The sequence below is a fragment of the Cytobacillus sp. genome (genome assembly GCF_032154635.1).
Lineage (GTDB): Bacteria > Bacillota > Bacilli > Bacillales > Cytobacillaceae > Cytobacillus.
Genome location: NZ_JALDXW010000022.1, coordinates 40021 through 58294, shown reverse-complemented (window position 1 = coordinate 58294; position 18274 = coordinate 40021). Strand labels below are relative to the sequence as shown.

The window sequence follows — 18274 nt, the reverse complement described above, 5'->3', positions numbered from 1 at the left end:
TAATGGATGTGCATTGTTCATTATTTTTCCACATAAAAGCCTGTTGATCTAAGACTCAACAGGCGTTACGTTTGGCACATTCATCAGCGTCTGTATGTTAAATATCTTTCATACCACATATCAATAAAATCTGGAGCAAATGGACCTTTTCTCTGTCTAATCCAATGAATTAATTGATCAACATTATGCTTCAGAATCCGGTCGATCGGCTCTGGATAATTCATTTCCTGACGATGACGCTCATATTCATCCTCATCCAGCAAATTGAAGGTCATGTCTGGAAACACTTTAATATCAAGATCATAATCAATATACTTTACGGCCTCTCCATCAAAAATAAATGGAGAGCTAAGATTGCAATAATAATAAATGCCATCTTCACGAATCATGCCAATTACATTAAACCAATATTGTGAATGAAAATAACAAATAGCTGGCTCCCTAGTCACCCATGTTCTTCCATCTGATTCTGTAACAATCGTCCGATCGTTTCCACCAATAACTAGATTTTGCGTTCCTTTTAATATGGTTGTTTCATCCCAGACGCGATGGATGTGCCCATTATGTTTATAACTATGAATTTGTATCGGTTCTCCTTCTATGGGTACGGCCATTCTTTTTCCCCTACTTTCATATACCCGGGCTTTGAAACCTAGCTGAAATGCGTATACGCCTTCGAAACGAGCAGAAACCACTTGTTTCTGCGAAGTCTATCTTCTAAATAGCTTTCCTTAGAGCCCAAGAGATTTCAAACATAAGACATGCTGGCAGAAAGGTTGTCCTTTTACCCTTTTTGTCGGATTGGCTTATGAATCGGCCCCTAGGTGCAAAAGCTAGACACCGTCTAATTCATCGCTATACGAATTCCAAATTTCTCACTATATTACTAAATCAATTAAAGGCAACAAAGTACGAATCCTTTTTCTATTTATTATAACGGTTTCAGTAGAAATTTAAAACAAAGAGCCATTAGAAAATCCCCAATGGCTAATAGAAAAAATATAATTAGTTTTTAAAACCAACTTTTATACTGAAACTTTCACCTCTTGATAAGAACGAATGACTTCCTCCGTTTGGCATTCAAATACTCGATGGATCTCTCTTAACTCTTTTTTCATATTAGCTATTTCCATTTGTAGACTTTCCAGCTCTGTCTCCTGCTGGAGCAATTTTAGCTCTTCTTCGATTTCTTCACAACGCTCCAGCTCACTTTGCAAATATAATAGTTTTTCCATTGTTTGCATTTGTTCTGTCACTAAAAGGTCAAAGCTTTTCATCATTCAAGTATCACCGTCCTGTTTGTTTTATCTGTATTATGTATTCTCTCACTTATGCACGATTCCTTTGACTACTTCTGTTGAGCCAAAGGAAGTTTTGTCGAAAGGAATGTGGATTTTTCACATACTCATTATTGCCCTAATCGATAAAACTAAACGAATAAATAAAAAAAGGCACCCTTCCGAATGAAGAGCGCCTTTTTGGTATTACTGACCTTGACGGCCTGAATTTTTCGCTTTACGAGCTTCTGCTTGTTGGTTTTGTTGTCTTACCTCTTGTGCATTTGTTTCGCTAGCAAATTCTGTTCCGAATTGACCAGCGCCAGCTCCTGCACCTGCTGATTGAGCATTTTGTTGTCTTACTTCTTGAATGTTCGTTCCAGCTTGAGTTTGGTTTGGTTGTTTTGCCATTGTTATCACCTCCACGCCTATTAATTTGTCCAAGCGCAGAGGAAATATCCACAAATTTTTAAAAATTAATTTCGAGTTAACAGTGCAAATTCCTGCAAGCATCCGTATTTCTCATGAATGTATAAAGCCTGCTCTGCTGCCGGTTTAAGTTCGAATTCGGTTGCTGCTGATGCCAGCTTGACTCGTTCAGACTTGATTCCTCTTAAGTCCGCGAGAGACTAATTAAACAAGCAATGATATTCCCCCGTCAACAATAATAGTTTGGCCGCGAATCATGCTTGACTCATCTGCTAAGAGGAACATAACGGCATTGACCATATCATCAATTTCAACCATTCTTCCTGCTGGCGTTTTCTCTCTTGCCTCAGCCAGCAATTCTTCACGGTTAGGAAAATGCTTTAATGCTTCTGTATCAACTGCTCCACCTGAAACAGCATTCACCGTAATGTTTTTAGAGGCTAATTCGACTGCTAAATATCTCGTTAACGCTTCTAACGCTGCCTTTGATACCCCAACAACTGTATAATTTTCTAAATATCTGATTGAACCTAAAGAGCTGATGCTGACAATTTTTCCGCCATTATTTTTTTCCATTAGTTTTGCCGCTTCCTGCGCACAAAACAAAAGTGCTTTGCTATTAATATTCATTGTCCAATTCCAGTGAGATTCTTCAAGCTCCATCACAGGCCTTTGAACGCCTGATGCTGCATTATTAACAAATACATCCAGTCTGCCAAACTCACGCTCAATTTCCTCGAATAGGAATTTAATTTTTTCCACATCACCCACATTCGCTTTTACTGGTAACGCTTTTCTGCCAAGTGCTTCAATTTCCGCAGCTGTTTCTAACGCTGCCGTTTTGCTTCGCGCATAATTTATAACGATATCATACCCTTCTTTTGCCAGCCTTAATGCCGTGGCCTTTCCAATACCTCTGCTGCTGCCTGTTACTAAAGCTACTTTTTGTGTCATGTAAAAAATCCTTTCTATCGCGATCTCATTATTTAAACTCTCTTTTGCCCATTTTATCTTTTCCATGTATACCAAGCAATCCAGTTCATAACAATAAGAGTAACATTGTTTTGAAAGGAAGTTGCTTATGTATAATGGGCGAGATATGACTGAATTATCGATGATGGCAAAGGCGGATTGGAATAATGATGAGCTTGCTTTCTTTCATCATTCTTTCCAGCAAATTGTCCCCTATTTGAATGCGGAAGGTCAAGCCATTCAAAAAGAAATCGTTGAAGAAATTCAAAATCGGGGTGGATTAAAAAATCTTAAGAACGAATGAAAAGGGGGTAACACCCTTTTCATTCTGCTTCACTTTCAAGAAACTGCTGAAGGATTTTTTGATGGGATACCGAAAACGTGAATTCCTTCATTTCTTCCGCAGTAACTAACCTTAAATCCTCTGCTTCCTTTTTCATAAAATGAACTTTTCCTTTGTAAGCATTAATATTCCAAGTCAAATGTGAAAATACATGCTCAATTTGTCCAATCATTTCACTAATCTGTATGTCCGTTTTGTATAATTCCTTTACTGCATCCTGTAATTGTTCTTTTTCATTCATATGTGGCAGGAGCACCTCTATATTGGGAAACTCCCAAAGGTTTGCTAGCAGCCCTTCACTCGGTCTTTTATGAATTAGAAATTTTCCTTCGCTATTTGTCAGCACCGCAGCTACAATCTGAACATGCCGATGTTTTTTTGTTCTCGTCTTCACAGGCAGTTCGTTTTCTGTTCCTTCATGAAAAGCATGGCAATGCTCTCGAACCGGGCATAACAAACAGCTAGGGGATGTGGGTGTACAAATTAAGGCACCCAACTCCATTAGTGCCTGATTAAAAAAGGATGGATTGCTGCGGGAAATTAGCTTTCTTACTGCCTCTTCAAAAACCTTTCTTGAGGAGGCTTTAGCAATATCCTCCCAAATAGATAAAATTCTTGAAAGAACACGCATCACATTTCCATCAACAGCTGGTTCAGGAATGCCGTATGCAATGCTTAAAATAGCACCGGCTGTATAGGGTCCTACACCTTTTAAAGATGAAATCTCTTTAGGATTATTTGGCACTTTCCCATCGTATTTTTCATGAACCTCTTTTACCGCTGATTGGAGGTTTCTGACCCTTGAATAATAGCCAAGTCCTTCCCATGCCTTTAAAACCTTCTCTTCATCTGCATTCGCAAGGGCCTCAATCGTTGGAAATTGTTCAATAAAATTGAGAAAATAGGGTATAACAGTATCAACACGTGTTTGCTGCAGCATGATTTCAGATACCCATACTTTATAGGGATCCCGGTCCTTTCTCCATGGAAGATCCCTTTGTTCAGCTTCAAACCAGCCGATTAAGTCTTGCTGAAATCCTGCTATATCTATCTTGTTCAACTGGCTTATTTCGTTTTTTATCAAAATTTTGCTCCTCCATCTTTCTTTGGATATCAATTTAAAAATTACTCTTTTCTTCACTAGTGTTTCATGAGAAACACAGCTAAAATTATAAATAAGAGTTGAAAAGTAATTTTTCGGTCCCTTTTAGTACATCCTTTAAATGAAGGAGGTCATTCCCCTTGGACACAGGTACACATATTGTTATGGGACTTGCACTAGCGGGCATTTCGACATTAGATCCGGTTGTTGCAGAAAGTACTGCCGCAACAACTAGCGTCATGATTGGAACGATTATCGGTTCACAAATACCTGATATTGATACAATTTTAAAATTAAAAAATAATGCTGTTTATATTCGAAATCATCGTGGGATCACCCACTCTATACCAGCTGTTCTCCTTTGGCCGATAGCCTTAACAGCAGCCATATATCCATTTTTCCCTGAGACAAATTTACTCCATCTTTGGATATGGACCTTTATTGCTGTTTTTCTTCATGTGTTTGTTGATATCTTTAATGCGTATGGCACACAAGCATTGCGGCCATTTTCTTCAAAATGGGTCGCACTAGGTGTCATTAACACATTTGACCCGTATATTTTCGGGATTCATATTATCGGCCTGCTCATATGGGCACTTGGCGCAAATCCAGGATATACCTTTATTTCGATTTACGCCATTTTATTTATCTATTATATCTTACGTTTTATCGCACAGCGTAAAGTTTTGAAGGAAGTTAAAAAAATGATTCCTGACGCAACTGAAATAATCATTGCGCCGACAATGAAATTTAAACAGTGGCGTATTGCAGTGATGAATAAACATCAATTTTTTGTCGGACGTGCGATCGATAGCAAGGTTTGTATTTTAGATCAGTTCAATCGTGTTCCCGTACCAGAAACACCTGTATTAGAAGCCGCAAAAAAAGATAAAAACTTATCCGCCTTTTTATCATTTTCACCAGTCTATCGCTGGGAAATTGACGAATATGATGACTATTATGAAGTTCGATTCATTGATCTTCGCTACCGAAGCAATGATTACTATCCATTCGTTGCGGTCGTCCAATTAGATCATCAATTAGAAATATTAACGTCGTATACTGGATGGATTTTTAGTGAAGAAAAGCTGCGGAAAAAACTAGAAATCATTCCGGGTTAAATAGAGCAGGCTGTCTCGCTTGAGACAGCCGGTTTTAATGCATCAGAAAGTATAACTTTGAAGTTAGAGAATTGTCTAGCACAAACGTCCTATCGCCTATCAAACTTCAGGCTCCCTCCGCAACGATTGCGTCAACATCGGTTCGCTCTCGCTCACCGTGTTTCCTTTATCGAAAGAACCGGTCCTTCCAGTTTGCACGGCGATGACCAAGGCGCCTCCGCTTTTCTCAATGCAGCTTGCTTTGATCCTCTGTAAGCAAATGCTTATACTTCGGATTTTGAGCCACAAATTCATGAAGCTTATCCCCATAATACTCAATCCATTGCCTTACTACCTTTTCAGTCATCTCGCTCCCTTTATACTCCCTGCCCGCTTTTGCATGCGTCGCCTCAAAATCTTCCCATAAAAGCTCCACCCATGTTTGTGCTTGATTCGCTGAAAGCTGATCGTTTAATTCAAGCAAACGTTCGAATAATCTCTTCTGATACTCATTCATTGCTTCCACCTCATTTCCATTAACTATCTATCATACCTTTATAAGAACAGCAAATACTATATTTACGTGAGATGCATGAATGCTTTCACGGTTTTAAAGAAGGTCTAGGAGGTGCGTATATGCGAAACAAAGCAAAGAACTTCCCAAACCAAAACAATAATAAATTTGAGGGCGAGCCCCGTGCAAAGGCAGAATACAATTCCCTGCGGGCAAATGGGACCATTAATACCCATCCACAGGAAAGAATGCGGGCTTCAAACAACCGCGACAGCGATACACCTGATTTTTAACCATTCGTCTGTAGCACACAGAAGGTTCTTTTAAAATTGAGGAGGAATGATGATGGGAAAATTTACGAATTATTTGGATAAAAGTAAATTCACCTCTCCGCATTTCAACCCAAAGCATTCGAATTCACAGGCTAATGGCGAAACGACACAAACGCAAAACCTGATTATTTTAAAACGGCAAATAAGAAAGAATTCTTAGTGAGATAAGGGGATGGCTCCAGTCATCCTCTTTCTTATTATTTTTTTAGCATCGAGATCGGAATCGCCTCTTCCGCTTTATCTCCATTTAAGCGGAACCCCCACGCAAATACTCCGTTCATATAGTCGATCTTAAAGTATGCGCCTGGATCACCTTCAATTTCATAAAGCTCTCCTGGTTTATAATCATCTGGATCTAATAAATAGGATTTTGCCATCACTGCCTTTCTTTCCATAACAGCAAACTCATTTACCATCCCCATTTGTTCGGCTTTTCTTGCCTTTTCGTTTAAACGGGCTATCTCCTGCTGCAGCTCATATTTTGACATTTCACTATATCTCTTTTCAGACATGACTCATCACCCTTTCCATCTTTTCCTTATAGGTGTAACATTAAAATTGTAAATATACTTTTCATGAACATATTAAGTATATTGAATTGTGAGCGCTTAGAAAAGCCTTAAGTTATTACATAAAGGAGCAAACAAATGAAATCAATTATCATCACAGGTGCAGGGTCTGGTTTAGGAAAAGAGCTGGCATTAAGATACAGCAGACAAGGATACCATCTTCTATTAATAGGAAGAACATTAGAAAAATTAAAGGATGTGCAAAAACAAATCCAAGCTGAAAATGGACAGGCTGATTCCTTTACAGTGGATGTTAGCAGCCCTTCTGAAATTCAAGCATTTATTAGCAATGCAGCAGAAGAATTCAGCCTTTACGGTGTAATCAACAATGCAGGAATCGGGCATTTTGGACCATTGGAAAAAATGTCCCATGCGGAAATAGAGGAAATGCTGCACATAAATGTACTAGGTACGATTTACATGTCGCAAGCAGTCTTGCCATACCTTGTTAAAAATAATGAAGGATTAGTAATGAATATTGTTTCGACTGCTGGTCTTCGCGGAAAAATAAATGAATCCGCTTATGCTGCTAGTAAGTTTGCTGTTCGAGGATTTACGGAAAGCTTACAGATCGAGTATGCGCATACAGGTATTCATGTAAAAGCGGTCTACATGGGGGGAATGGATACGCCATTTTGGGATCATAATAATTTCATTAAGGATAAATCCGGGCTTCGTTCCCCAGCTGAAATTGCCGATAAGATTTTGGCGAATATTGAAAAGGATGCCATTATCATTGAATCGGATAAGTAGTTTTTAGAAATATAAAATCACATGGCGCAACCATGTGATTTTATATTTCTTTAAATTCGGTTAAAACCTGTTCAATTAATTCAAATGCAAAACCTTTTCGGAACAGCGTTTGTTTCATCTTCTGCTCATATTCGAAGCCTTCCAGGCTAGCATATTTACGATGGGCTTTTTCTGCATGTTTGCGCAAAGCTGCCATTTCTTCATCCTCAGCTTTTTCCATCTCCATTTCTGATAGAGCAGTCTGAATGGTACTTAAAGAAAATCCCTTTCGAAAAAGCATTTGTTCAAGCTTTTGTTTCATAACGCGTGAAGAATCGCGTGTATTTTTTTGGACAAACTTCTCGCAAAGCTTAATCGCTGTTTCTAACTCTTGTTCAAAAGGATACTCCTTTAAAGCACGTTCGATTAGATTTTCCGTTATTCCCTTCTCTCTTAATTCCCTTCGAATTAAGTCTGTCCCTTTATCTGTCGTATTCATCGCTGTTCTTACAAAGGCAATCGCAAATTCTTCATCATTTAAAAAGCAGTACTCATACAATTTATGAATCACCTCTTGAATGATGCTTTCATCTACCTCTTTATCCTTTAGCGCTTTTCTAACCTCTGCTTCAGACCGCATTCTTCTCGCTAAATACTGAATCGCTAAGTTGTATGATTTTCTAATATCATCTTGATAGGAAATTTCAGAAAGTGAAAAGTCATCCAGCTCCATCCCTTTTTTGAGCTGATGCTTAATCAGCACATCCTCATCCACACTAAATGCATATTTTTCGTCTAAAAAAACATTGTAACGGTCCGTCTTTTTCTGCTGAACTGTAATTTTGGTTATCGTAGGCATTTTCTTCACCTCCTCTTTAATGTATCACATTTGAAAAAGGGTTTCTGACTTAACCTATCGAAAGTATATAAACAAATTAGTCAGAGCTGTAAGGAGGAATAGAAATGAAAATAGCAGTGACCGGTGGTACAGGTTTTGTCGGTCGTGCGTTAACGAAGGATTTTATCCGGAATGGACACGAGGTATATATTTTAACGAGAAAAATAAATGCAAATGAAAATAAAAAACAGTTAACCTATGTTCAGTGGCTTAATGAAGGGGACCGGCCGTGGGAAGTTCTAGAAGGTGTAGATGTGTTCATCAATCTTGCGGGCGAATCGATCAATAGTGGCAGATGGTCAGAGAATCGAAAGAAAAGAATTTTGGAAAGCAGGATTTCAGCAACAAATGAAGTTGAAAAAATACTTAGCAGGCTCAAAAAAAAGCCTGACGTATTCATACAGGCGAGTGCTGTCGGCTTTTACGGCATATCAGATTCGGAAATTTTCACCGAATACTCAAGCGAAGCAGGCGATGATTTTCTTGCAAGAACGGTTCAAAAATGGGAAGCAACCGCTTGGAAAGTTGAAGATTTAGGCATTCGAACCGTTTATTGCCGATTTGGCATTATTCTCGATAATTTAGACGGTGCCTTGCCACGAATAGCCCTGCCTTATAAAGCTTTTATTGGCGGCACGGTCGGAACCGGGAATCAATGGGTTTCATGGATTCATCTGAAGGATGTTGTAAATGGAATGATGTTTGCTGTTTCAAATAAACAAGTGAAAGGCCCTGTTAACTTTACGGCACCAAATCCAGTGAAGATGAAAGAATTTGGACGGACACTAGGAAAGGTTTTACATCGACCTCATTGGATGCCAGCACCTCGTTTGGCATTAAAAATTGCACTGGGGGAAATGAGTATTCTCGTATCCGAAGGACAAAAGGTGCTGCCTCAAAAGCTTTTAGCAAATGGATACTCATTTTTATACGAAGACTTAAAACATGCATTAGAGGATATTTATTAGTTCGAAAAATTTCAATTGGCTGTATCAATCCTATTTAATAAGGGAAAAATAAGGAAGATGTGAAAAAAACCTTATTTAGAAAGGATGATCGCAGTGGATAAAAAAACAAAAAATAAAAAGAAACGCACATTATCAAGCATGCAAGAGGTCCTCTATGAACGCGAATTTCAACGTGCCGACCGTGCAGGCGGGTATGTCGACAATAAAGCAAAACATTAATTGCCAATCATAAAGTCCCTTTTTACGGAAAAAATAAACGTACGGAATCAATAAGCATTCCGTACGTTTATCTTTGAAAGGGGTTTTTATGAATGGGTCGTTCACGTGGACAAAGATCTCGGGATAAAAACAAAGCATCGCTTCCACAAGTTCCACAAAATATGAAATCTGATGGAATTGACGAAGAATACTCAGCCGAGTTAGCCGATCAAGCCGATCTAGAAGCGCAAGCTCGCGCCAATGCTGCCAATCAAAGAGTAAAAGGAAAGCAAAGAAGAAGTTGAGTGCTGAAATAAAAAAAGAAGCAAGTTCCCTTTGCCAGGAGCTTGCTTCTTATCTATTAGTGATTATGTGCAATTTCTTTATTCCCTTTTTTTCCAATAAGGTTCTTCACATATGGGATAGCAAAGCGGTCAACACCCCAGAAATATGCTCCGCTGCCTGTAAAGAGTAGGATAATTGCTGCTGTATAAAGGATTGGATTAGTGCTGACAGTTCCTGCTAATAAGAAGTTAAGGTTCATAAATGCGCCTGCAATTAAAGCAGGGATTGTTGCTGCTCCAAGAATTAAACCGAGTCCTACTAAAACTTCACCGTATGCAACTAATGTGCTAAATAAATCTGCATTTGGTAATGCAATGTTTTCTAGAAATCCAGCATACCATCCTTGCACTGCGGGATTTTCACCAGCTGCTTTTGCAATCGCGCCTTGCATAAATCCACTGGCATCAAAACCGTCAACAACCTTATGCCATCCTCCTTGAATCCATTGAATCCCTAGCCAAATTCGCAAAATTGTCCATGCTACCGCTGCTTGAGGAGTTTTCCACCATTTCATATTAATCATCTCCTGTTTTTGTGAATTATTTCACAATTCAACTTAAAAATTTTTACCCCAACTTAGGGTTCAAGCCGGCCAGCTTCTTTTGTAGAAAGCTTTTAAAAACCTTCGCCTATTTGTGAAGCATTTCACTTTCTTTCTACACTTTTAATATACGCTATTCTTACTCAATTGACAATCTACTTCACCAATTCTTCACAAAAGGTTATGAGAATTTGAATAACTTGTGAACAGGCATGTGTCCACAATCATGTGGATACATGCAAAAATAGTCTAATTTATCTTTTATTGTTAATAAGTTTGTGGGTAAACCAATACAACCTGTGAAAATGAACAATTTCACAGGTTTTTTATCTTTTATCGAGATGCTTTTCATTTAGCGGGCAGCTATTACAAATTTATCGAGCATTTGCATCGATTTATCTTGCATTTCGATCGATTTATCTAGCATTTACATCGGTTTATCTTGCATTCTAGCTTTTATCTAGCAGTTCGATCAGTTTATCTTGCATTCTAACTATTTTATCTAACAGTTCAATCAGTTTATCTAGCTTTTACATCGGTTTATCTTGCATTCTAACTTTTATCTAGCAGTTCGATCAGTTTATCTAGCATTCTAACTATTTTATCTAGCAATTCATTAAATTTATCGAACAATCTAATCATTATCTTGCAGCTCGATCAGTTTAATTTGCATTCTTCGTTTATATCCCTGATGTATATGCCTTTCCATGCAATTGATAGTAAAATCCTTTTTTCTCTAGTAAGGTAACATGATTGCCTTCTTCAATAATCCTTCCTTCGTCTAGGATAAATATCCGATCTGCATTTTGGATTGTGTTTAATCGATGGGCAATGACAAAGCTTGTTCTTCCCTTCATTAATTTCTGCAAAGCGGCTTGTATCTTCAATTCTGTGACCGTGTCAATACTGCTCGTTGCTTCATCTAAAATTAAGATTGAAGGATTGGCAAGAAAGGCTCTTGCGATGGATAGCAGCTGCTTTTGCCCTTGGCTGATGCTGCTTCCCTCCTGGCTCAAAACAGTGTCGTAGCCATCTGGAAGCCTCACAATAAAGGAATGGGCATTGGCCAGCTTGGCTGCTTCGACAACTTCCTCATCGCTCGCATCCAGTCTTCCATAGCGTATATTCTCGCGAACCGTTCCCTGAAACATAAACGAATCCTGCAAAACAAAGCCCATATGTTTACGCAGGCTTTCTTTTTTCACTTTTGAAAGATCATGCCCATCAATATAAATACTCCCGCTGTCCACATCATAGAAGCGTGAAAGCAGATTGATCATCGTTGTTTTTCCTGCACCTGTAGGTCCGACAAATGCGGCGGTTTCACCCGGATACACATGGAGGTCGATATTCTTAACTGTTTTGCTTTTCTCTTCATAGGAAAAGGTCACATTCCTAAATTCTACTTCTCCTTTTATTTGCGGGAGCTCCTGTAGCAAGCCTTCATTTTTGAATTCTTCCTCTTCATCTAAGATCTCAAATACTCGTTCTGCACCTGCTATAGCGGATAAAAGGGTATTAAATTGATTCGCAAGATCATTTAAAGGACGGGTAAATTGACGCGAATACTCAACAAAAATAACAATCACACCGATTGAAATCATCTCATTTAAAGCGAGGATTCCTCCAATCCCTGCAATAATGGCAAAGCTCAAATTATTTAAGACATTCATTAGCTTTGGAATATAGCCAGAATAGGTTTGTGCCCAAAAGCCTGCCGATTTTAATCGTTCACTCTTTTCCAAAAATTCAACGGTGACCTTCTTCTCTTGTGAAAACGTCTTAATAATTCGCTGTCCTGAAATCGTTTCTTCAATAAATCCATTCAATTCACCCAGATTTCGCTGCTGTTCTTTAAACAATGGGCCCGTCCGTTTCGTAATCCACTTCATGCCGAAAAACATGAGAGGAACAATCATCAAGGTTAATAAGGTCAGCAGCGGGCTTAGCCAAAGCATGACAGCCACTGTTCCAATAAGGGTAAGTAGGCTTGAAAAAATTTGAATAACAGAGCTATTCAGTGTGGAACTGACATTCTCAATATCATTTGTAATCCTGCTCATCAATTCGCCATGCTGACGTTTATCAAAAAAAGGAATCGGCAGCTTATGCAAATGCTGAAATAGCCGCATCCTCATTGTATAGACGGTATGCTGTGCGATCCCAATCATCCAGTAGTTTTGAAACCAGATGGATAGGGAGTAGAAAACATAAATCACTCCGAGACTAACTAGTAAAGTAAGGAACCCATCCATCTTTCTCGTAACAATATAATCGTCAATCGCCATGCCAACTAAATATGGGCCAAGCAATCCTAAGGCAGAACTAATGAAAACCATAAATAAAACAAGAAATAATAGCCCTCTATTCGAAGAAAGAAACTGCCAGATTCTTTTTAAAGTAGCTAAGTAATTCTTTGACTTTTGTTTTTTACTTTGTGTTCCCTTGACGTTCAAATGACTAATCTTTTTATATTGAAAAGGTCTGATTATCTCTTTAAGCATGGTTTCTGCTCTCCTCTCTCGATTGGGAGCTGAAAATTGCATGATAAAGTTTTGAGGTTTCAAGCAAAGAGTCATGTGTCCCTTTAGCTAATAATCTTCCACTCTCTAAAAGGAGAATCTGATCCGCTTCCATTGCCGTACTAATTTTCTGTGTGATGATTAGTGTTGTGCATGTATAAGCTTTTAACGCCTGAAGCAATTTTGCCTCTGTTCTTTGATCTAATGCACTCGTGCTGTCATCCAGCAGAAGTATTTTAGGCTGTCTAACCAGCGCCCGCGCGATAGAAAGCCGCTGCTTCTGCCCGCCTGAAAGGTTAACCCCTTTTTGTCCTAGATTAGTTTCAAACTGATTCGGTAATTTCATAATCGTGTCATATATTTGTGCATCTTTTGCTGCTTCCACAATATCTTCCATAGAAGCATCCTCTTTGCCCCACTCGATGTTTTCCTTTACACTCCCGGAAAATAACAAAGCTTCCTGCGGGACAAATCCGATTTGCTTTCGCAAATTCTCCATCTTCATCTCGCGAACATCTATGCCATCGATTAATACTTGTCCGCTACTCACATCATATAGCCGCGGGATAAGCTGAAAAAGCGAGGTTTTCCCTGATCCAGTCGCACCAAGAATTGCGACCGTTTGGCCCGGCTGAACAGTAAAGCTCAATTCATCAATCGCAGCCGTTTCGGTTCCAGGATATTGAAACATCACATTCTTAAACTCAATTTTTCCTTCCTTCACAGCTAACGCATGATCAGCATCCTTTCGATCAAGAAGATCAACCGGCGTTTCCATTACCTCCACTATTCGGTTGGCAGAAGCCCTAGCACGTGAAAAAGCCATAATGATAAAAGAAAAGATGGAGAAGGCAGCCGTCATCCGAGTAGCATAATTAACAATCGCAACTACTTCCCCTACCTTTACCTCGCCTGTGTTCAGCTGCATATTCCCAAACCAAAGAACGCCGATAATGCTTATATTCATAATCAATAACAATACTGGCATCGTTACTTCCATAATTCTTAGTGCTGTAGCCGTCCGATCCTTTAAATCTTTGTTTGCCTTCGCAAAACGGCTCACTTCATATTTCCGCCTGATAAAAGCCTTTATGAGACGAATGCCTGTCAGCGTTTCCCTCATCACACCATTCACTGAGTCTAATTTTTCCTGAACATTTTTAAATAATGCTCCCCCTTTATTCATCACCCAGATTAGAAAAACAAATAAAAAGGGAATCACTGCAGATAAAATCAATGCAAGCTTCACATTCACAATGAACGCCATCAGCAACCCACCAATAATTAGCAAAGGTGCGCGAAGCATAATCCTTAAACTCATAAAAACGGTGTTTTGAATTTGCGTAATATCATTGGTCATTCTTGTAATTAAGGAGGATGCCGGGAAGTGATTAAAGTTCGCAAAAGAAAAGGATTGAACTTTGTCAAATAACGCCTTCCTGACATCAAATCCAAAGCTTTGACTTACATGGGCTGCATAAAAGGAGTTCATCACCCCTGCTGCAAAAGAGAGAAATGAGAACCCTACCATTAAACCGCCCCATTTCATTACAGCGGACAAATCGTTCACTAGGATGCCGTCATCAATTATCTTTGCCATAAAAAGCGGCTGAACGAGCTCTACCCCAAGCTCTGTCAGCATTAATATAAGTGCAGTGATGACCGCAATCCGATATGGTTTTAGATAGGTAATGACCTTTAACATTTGTTATCCTCCAAGCTGTTTTTCCTTCGAATCCCTAAATAAATGATTAGTATTATCATATCCCTTTTTACGGAATTTTTAAATAATTTATTTAAAGACAGGTGAAAATAAGAAGGGCTGCTTATTTCCAAATAACCTGCTCGCCTATTTGATTCATATTTTTCTTTACATTTATAGCATAAGAAGTCGCTGGGACAAAAGGTTTTCAGCAAATGAAAAAACCGAACTATTATTTGAAACTCTATTTTAGAGCTTCAGAGTAGTTCGGTTTTTATTGTTTTTTACGTGTTTAGTAAATTATTCGGATTTACAAGTGGATCATTTAGTTTTGTCCCAACCCCTATACACACACCTATTATTAACCAGACTTCTTCCCCAGATATGCTTCCATAATCCGTGGATCATTCAGCAATTCTTGCGCTTTTCCATCTGCAACAATTTTTCCGATTTCCAATACATAACCGTAATCCGATATTTTTAACGCTTGTCTTGCATTTTGTTCAACAAGCAGGACCGTTGTGCCTGTTTCATTAATTTCTTTAATAATTTTAAAAATATCGGCGACAATGAGCGGTGCGAGTCCCATGGATGGCTCATCAAGCAGCAACAGTTTCGGCCGGCTTAGGATGGCTCTCGCAATCGCCAGCATTTGCTGCTGACCGCCTGATAATGTTCCTCCGAGCTGTTTTTCTCTTTCTTTTAAAATTGGAAATCTCTCTAGTACTTTTTCTAGGTCTTGGCCAATCTCGTTATCCTTCCGGTGGTAAGCACCCATTTCCAGATTTTCCATGACTGTCATGCCTGCCAATATTTGCCGGCCTTCTGGGACAAGGGCAATGCCTTTCCGTAAAAGCTGATCCGGTCTTAATCCAGTTACATCTTCCCCAAGAAATTCAATCTTTCCTTGCTGTGGTTTTAATAGTCCAGCAACAGTCTTCATCGTCGTTGTTTTCCCTGCACCATTCGCTCCAAGAATGGTCACAATGCTTCCCTCTTCCACTTGCAGGTCAATATTTTTTAATACCTGGATATTTCCGTAATAGGCATGAATGCCGCTTACTTTAAGCATATAGCTCATCCTCCTCACTGCCGAGGTATGCTTCAATTACCGCAGGATTATTCTGAATTTCAGCAGGCGTTCCTTCTGCGATTTTCTTTCCAAAATTGAGAACAGCAATCCGGTCGCATAGCTTCATCACAAGCGGCATATCATGTTCAATAAGCAGCACCGTAATCCCCTTGGATTGAATTTTTTTGATAAGCTGGAATAAATCACTTGTTTCCGTTTCATTCATCCCTGCAGCAGGCTCATCAAGGAGAAGCAGCTGTGGATCGCTTGCCATCGCTCTAGCAATCTCCAATCTTCTTTGCTGCCCGTATGCCAAATTTTCAGCGGCCACATTCCCGTAATCCATCAAGCCAACAAATTCGAGCAGTTCATTCGCTTTCGTACGAATTTTCGCTTCTTCCTTCCGCTGAAATTTCGTCCCAAAAACGCTGCTGAATACACCTGATTTTGTCCGGCAATGCTCCCCTACCATGACATTTTCTTTGGCTGTCATTTGTGGGAACAGCCTTATATTTTGGAATGTCCGGCATATTCCCTTTTTCGTGATTTGATGAGATTTAAGCCCCTTAATATTTTCACCTAAAAAAATAATATCACCTGAAGTTAATGGAAACATGGATGTAATTAAGTTAAACATCGTCGTTTTCCCCGCACCGTTCGGTCCAATGAGCCCAAATATTTCTCCCTTTTTGATTGAAAACGAGACATCAGACACCGCACTAAGACCGCCGAAGTTTTTACATACTTTTTGTATTTCCAGTACCATGCTTTTGCCCCCTTTTCCTGCCTTTTGACTTTACCCAATTAAGAATATTTACATCGATTAATCCTTGTGGGCGAACAGCCATCAAAATGATTATAATTAGACCGTAAATCATATAGCGATACTCGCTAATAAATCGCAGAACCTCAGGCATTAACGTTAAAAAGAACGCGCCAAATATTGGTCCCCAAATCACTTCACTGCCCCCAAAAACAACAAAGATCAAAATTTCAACAGCCCTATGGTAAGCAAAATCAGCAGGGCTTATGTAAGCAAGAACATGTGCATATAGTGCACCCGCAAATCCTGAAAGCAATGCGCCTTGCGCAAAAGCAAGGACCTTATAATACGTAATATTAATTCCCATCGATTCTGCCGCTTTTTCGTCAAGCTTAATTGCTGCAAAGGCACGTCCTACACGTGATCGATGCTGTCTCCTAAAGAACCAAATAACGCCAATTGTGATGATGAATAAAAGGAGAAAAATCGATAAAAAAATAAATTGGTTATTTTGCAAACCAAGTACCTTTGGGTCAAACCCAAAGCCTTTTAACACTCTTAATATTTCCCGACCAATATGTGGAATGCCTGATATCCCTACTGATCCTTTCGTTAATGATTCCCAATTGATAAAGACCACTCGGATGACCTCTCCAAATCCAAGGGTCACAATTGCCAAATAGACACCTTGCAGTCTTAACGTTGGGATGCCGATTAATATCCCTAATAATGCCGCCACCAGTGCCCCGGCAATAATTCCTAATACAATGGGCAAATCAAAATGAATGGTTAAAAGAGCCGATGTGTACGCCCCTATTCCCATAAACCCTGCATTTGCAAGTGATAGCTGTCCAGTTGATAAAGTGATATAAACACTGATTCCTAGAATGATATTGATCAAAATAAAGGAAGCAACTTGAAAATGATATGGATTAATTAGTTCTGCTAGCATTGGCTCACCTTCTTACGTTGAAATTTTTTGGCCAAATAATCCTTGAGGCCGAATCAGGAGAATGACGATTATGGCCAAGAAGGCAATGGCATCTCGGTAGCCAGAATCTCCGTAAACAACGATGAAGGTTTCTGCCAAGCCAAGGATCAGTCCTCCTGCCATCGCTCCTTTCACATTGCCCATGCCGCCAAGGATGATGATCGCAAGTCCCTTTAATCCCATTGATAATCCCATTTGCGGGGTAACAGAATTAAAGGCCATCCCCACAAGAATACCGGCAATTCCACCCATTGCTGATGCAATGATGACGGTCATTGTAATAATTCTTTTCGTATCTACACCAAGAAGGCTTGCTGTTTCAAGATTTTCTGCTGTCGCTCGTAAAGCTTTGCCTGCTTTCGTTTTTCCTAGCCAGAAAGAAAGAGACATCATCAAAATGACTGAAATAACAAAGATAACAATTTGAACTAAGTAGATCGTAATGGACCCAATTTGAAAATTGATTTCAGCGAATGACGCACGAAAAGGATGATTTCCTGCACCAAATAGATGGTGGGAGAGATTTTCCAGTAAAATAGAGACCCCGATTGTACTTATCAAAGGTGCCAGATGCGAAACCCCTTGCTTGTGTCGAAGCGGTCTTAAAGCAAAGCGCTCCAGCATATAGCCCATGACAGCTGTGATCAGAATGGCTGCTAAAAATCCCAGCCAAAGCGGCAATTGCAGAGAGGTTGTAACAAGGACACCGATAAACGCACCAAACATAAAGATTTCGCCATGTGCCATATTTATAATGCCAAGTACTCCGAAAACAAGGGTAAAGCCTAAGGCAACGATCGCATAAATACTGCCTAGCGTTATGCCATTGATTAATTGTTCTATTAGCATGCTGTCTCACCTTCTTACACTTTTTTTATCCATCACTCGAATATGGAAAAATGAC

Annotated in this window: 23 protein-coding genes; 8 read left to right on the top strand and 15 right to left on the bottom strand. The window is 39.3% G+C overall.

Features of this window, described 5'->3' with window-relative positions; genetic code table 11:
- Positions 1-83 precede the first annotated feature (83 nt).
- The 4 genes from ntdP to fabL form a co-directional block, all read right to left on the bottom strand.
- Positions 84-614: a nucleoside tri-diphosphate phosphatase gene (gene ntdP / locus RUH74_RS15660; RefSeq protein WP_102273189.1), complete on the bottom strand. Its 531-nt coding sequence runs from the start codon at positions 612-614 to the stop codon at positions 84-86.
- A 411-nt stretch (positions 615-1025) separates the two neighbouring features.
- Complete coding sequence (locus RUH74_RS15655) at positions 1026-1277, bottom strand: YgaB family protein (protein WP_313801636.1); 252 nt, start codon at positions 1275-1277, stop codon at positions 1026-1028.
- A 207-nt stretch (positions 1278-1484) separates the two neighbouring features.
- Positions 1485-1688, bottom strand: coding sequence for a gamma-type small acid-soluble spore protein (locus RUH74_RS15650; protein WP_313801606.1), 204 nt, complete (start codon positions 1686-1688; stop codon positions 1485-1487).
- Between the two features lie 222 nt (positions 1689-1910).
- Positions 1911-2660 carry an enoyl-[acyl-carrier-protein] reductase FabL gene (fabL, locus tag RUH74_RS15645; RefSeq protein WP_313801604.1) on the bottom strand — a complete coding sequence of 250 codons (750 nt, stop codon included), beginning with the start codon at positions 2658-2660 and terminating at the stop codon, positions 1911-1913.
- Positions 2661-2787: 127 nt separating this feature from the next.
- Here fabL and RUH74_RS15640 point away from each other — a divergent pair, with 127 nt between their 5' ends.
- Positions 2788-2982, top strand: a complete 195-nt coding sequence (locus tag RUH74_RS15640; protein WP_313801602.1) for a hypothetical protein — start codon at positions 2788-2790, stop codon at positions 2980-2982.
- 19 nt (positions 2983-3001) lie between these two features.
- Here RUH74_RS15640 and mutY read toward each other — a convergent pair whose 3' ends face one another.
- Positions 3002-4105 carry an A/G-specific adenine glycosylase gene (gene mutY / locus RUH74_RS15635; protein WP_396230064.1) on the bottom strand — a complete coding sequence of 368 codons (1104 nt, stop codon included), beginning with the start codon at positions 4103-4105 and terminating at the stop codon, positions 3002-3004.
- 158 nt (positions 4106-4263) lie between these two features.
- Here mutY and RUH74_RS15630 point away from each other — a divergent pair, with 158 nt between their 5' ends.
- A complete protein-coding gene (locus tag RUH74_RS15630; RefSeq protein ID WP_313801600.1) occupies positions 4264-5244 on the top strand; it encodes a metal-dependent hydrolase in 981 nt (326 codons plus the stop codon).
- 226 nt (positions 5245-5470) lie between these two features.
- Here RUH74_RS15630 and RUH74_RS15625 read toward each other — a convergent pair whose 3' ends face one another.
- Positions 5471-5740, bottom strand: coding sequence for a YfhJ family protein (locus RUH74_RS15625; protein ID WP_313801598.1), 270 nt, complete (start codon positions 5738-5740; stop codon positions 5471-5473).
- Between the two features lie 119 nt (positions 5741-5859).
- Here RUH74_RS15625 and RUH74_RS15620 point away from each other — a divergent pair, with 119 nt between their 5' ends.
- Together RUH74_RS15620 and RUH74_RS15615 are read left to right on the top strand one after the other, a co-directional pair.
- Positions 5860-6030: a small, acid-soluble spore protein K gene (locus tag RUH74_RS15620; RefSeq protein ID WP_313801596.1), complete on the top strand. Its 171-nt coding sequence runs from the start codon at positions 5860-5862 to the stop codon at positions 6028-6030.
- 52 nt (positions 6031-6082) lie between these two features.
- Entirely contained in the window at positions 6083-6229 is a 147-nt protein-coding gene (locus tag RUH74_RS15615) for a YpzG family protein (RefSeq protein WP_313801594.1), read from the top strand.
- Positions 6230-6266: 37 nt separating this feature from the next.
- On the opposite strand, the gene RUH74_RS15610 is transcribed toward RUH74_RS15615, so the two are convergent.
- A complete protein-coding gene (locus tag RUH74_RS15610) occupies positions 6267-6581 on the bottom strand; it encodes a YfhH family protein (protein WP_313801592.1) in 315 nt (104 codons plus the stop codon).
- A gap of 135 nt (positions 6582-6716) precedes the next feature.
- Between RUH74_RS15610 and RUH74_RS15605 the strand changes: the two genes are divergently transcribed.
- The gene (locus RUH74_RS15605; RefSeq protein WP_313801590.1) at positions 6717-7391 is read left to right on the top strand and encodes an SDR family NAD(P)-dependent oxidoreductase; all 675 of its coding nucleotides are present in this window, start codon (positions 6717-6719) and stop codon (positions 7389-7391) included.
- Between the two features lie 40 nt (positions 7392-7431).
- Here the strand turns inward: RUH74_RS15605 and recX are convergent, their stop codons facing one another.
- Positions 7432-8229: a recombination regulator RecX gene (gene recX / locus RUH74_RS15600; protein WP_313801588.1), complete on the bottom strand. Its 798-nt coding sequence runs from the start codon at positions 8227-8229 to the stop codon at positions 7432-7434.
- Between the two features lie 104 nt (positions 8230-8333).
- Between recX and RUH74_RS15595 the strand changes: the two genes are divergently transcribed.
- From RUH74_RS15595 to RUH74_RS15585, 3 genes are all read left to right on the top strand, one after another.
- Positions 8334-9236, top strand: a complete 903-nt coding sequence (locus tag RUH74_RS15595; protein WP_313801586.1) for a TIGR01777 family oxidoreductase — start codon at positions 8334-8336, stop codon at positions 9234-9236.
- Between the two features lie 84 nt (positions 9237-9320).
- A complete protein-coding gene (locus RUH74_RS15590; RefSeq protein ID WP_313801584.1) occupies positions 9321-9455 on the top strand; it encodes a YfhE family protein in 135 nt (44 codons plus the stop codon).
- 92 nt (positions 9456-9547) lie between these two features.
- Positions 9548-9739, top strand: coding sequence for a YfhD family protein (locus RUH74_RS15585; protein WP_102273176.1), 192 nt, complete (start codon positions 9548-9550; stop codon positions 9737-9739).
- A gap of 56 nt (positions 9740-9795) precedes the next feature.
- Here RUH74_RS15585 and RUH74_RS15580 read toward each other — a convergent pair whose 3' ends face one another.
- The 7 genes from RUH74_RS15580 to RUH74_RS15550 form a co-directional block, all read right to left on the bottom strand.
- Positions 9796-10293 carry a DoxX family protein gene (locus RUH74_RS15580; protein ID WP_313801580.1) on the bottom strand — a complete coding sequence of 166 codons (498 nt, stop codon included), beginning with the start codon at positions 10291-10293 and terminating at the stop codon, positions 9796-9798.
- A 707-nt stretch (positions 10294-11000) separates the two neighbouring features.
- On the bottom strand, positions 11001-12824 hold the full coding sequence (locus tag RUH74_RS15575; protein WP_313801578.1) for an ABC transporter ATP-binding protein: 1824 nt from the start codon (positions 12822-12824) through the stop codon (positions 11001-11003).
- Positions 12817-14547, bottom strand: a complete 1731-nt coding sequence (locus RUH74_RS15570; protein ID WP_313801576.1) for an ABC transporter ATP-binding protein — start codon at positions 14545-14547, stop codon at positions 12817-12819. Before RUH74_RS15570 ends, RUH74_RS15575 begins: the two co-directional genes overlap by 8 nt.
- A 358-nt stretch (positions 14548-14905) precedes the next feature.
- Entirely contained in the window at positions 14906-15616 is a 711-nt protein-coding gene (locus RUH74_RS15565; RefSeq protein WP_313801574.1) for an ABC transporter ATP-binding protein, read from the bottom strand.
- Positions 15609-16382 (bottom strand): ABC transporter ATP-binding protein, encoded by a 774-nt coding sequence (locus RUH74_RS15560; RefSeq protein WP_313801572.1) that lies wholly within the window; start codon positions 16380-16382, stop codon positions 15609-15611. Before RUH74_RS15560 ends, RUH74_RS15565 begins: the two co-directional genes overlap by 8 nt.
- Positions 16354-17331 carry a branched-chain amino acid ABC transporter permease gene (locus RUH74_RS15555; protein WP_313801570.1) on the bottom strand — a complete coding sequence of 326 codons (978 nt, stop codon included), beginning with the start codon at positions 17329-17331 and terminating at the stop codon, positions 16354-16356. Before RUH74_RS15555 ends, RUH74_RS15560 begins: the two co-directional genes overlap by 29 nt.
- Before the next feature lie 12 nt (positions 17332-17343).
- Positions 17344-18219 (bottom strand): branched-chain amino acid ABC transporter permease, encoded by an 876-nt coding sequence (locus RUH74_RS15550; protein ID WP_313801569.1) that lies wholly within the window; start codon positions 18217-18219, stop codon positions 17344-17346.
- Positions 18220-18274: the final 55 nt, after the last annotated feature.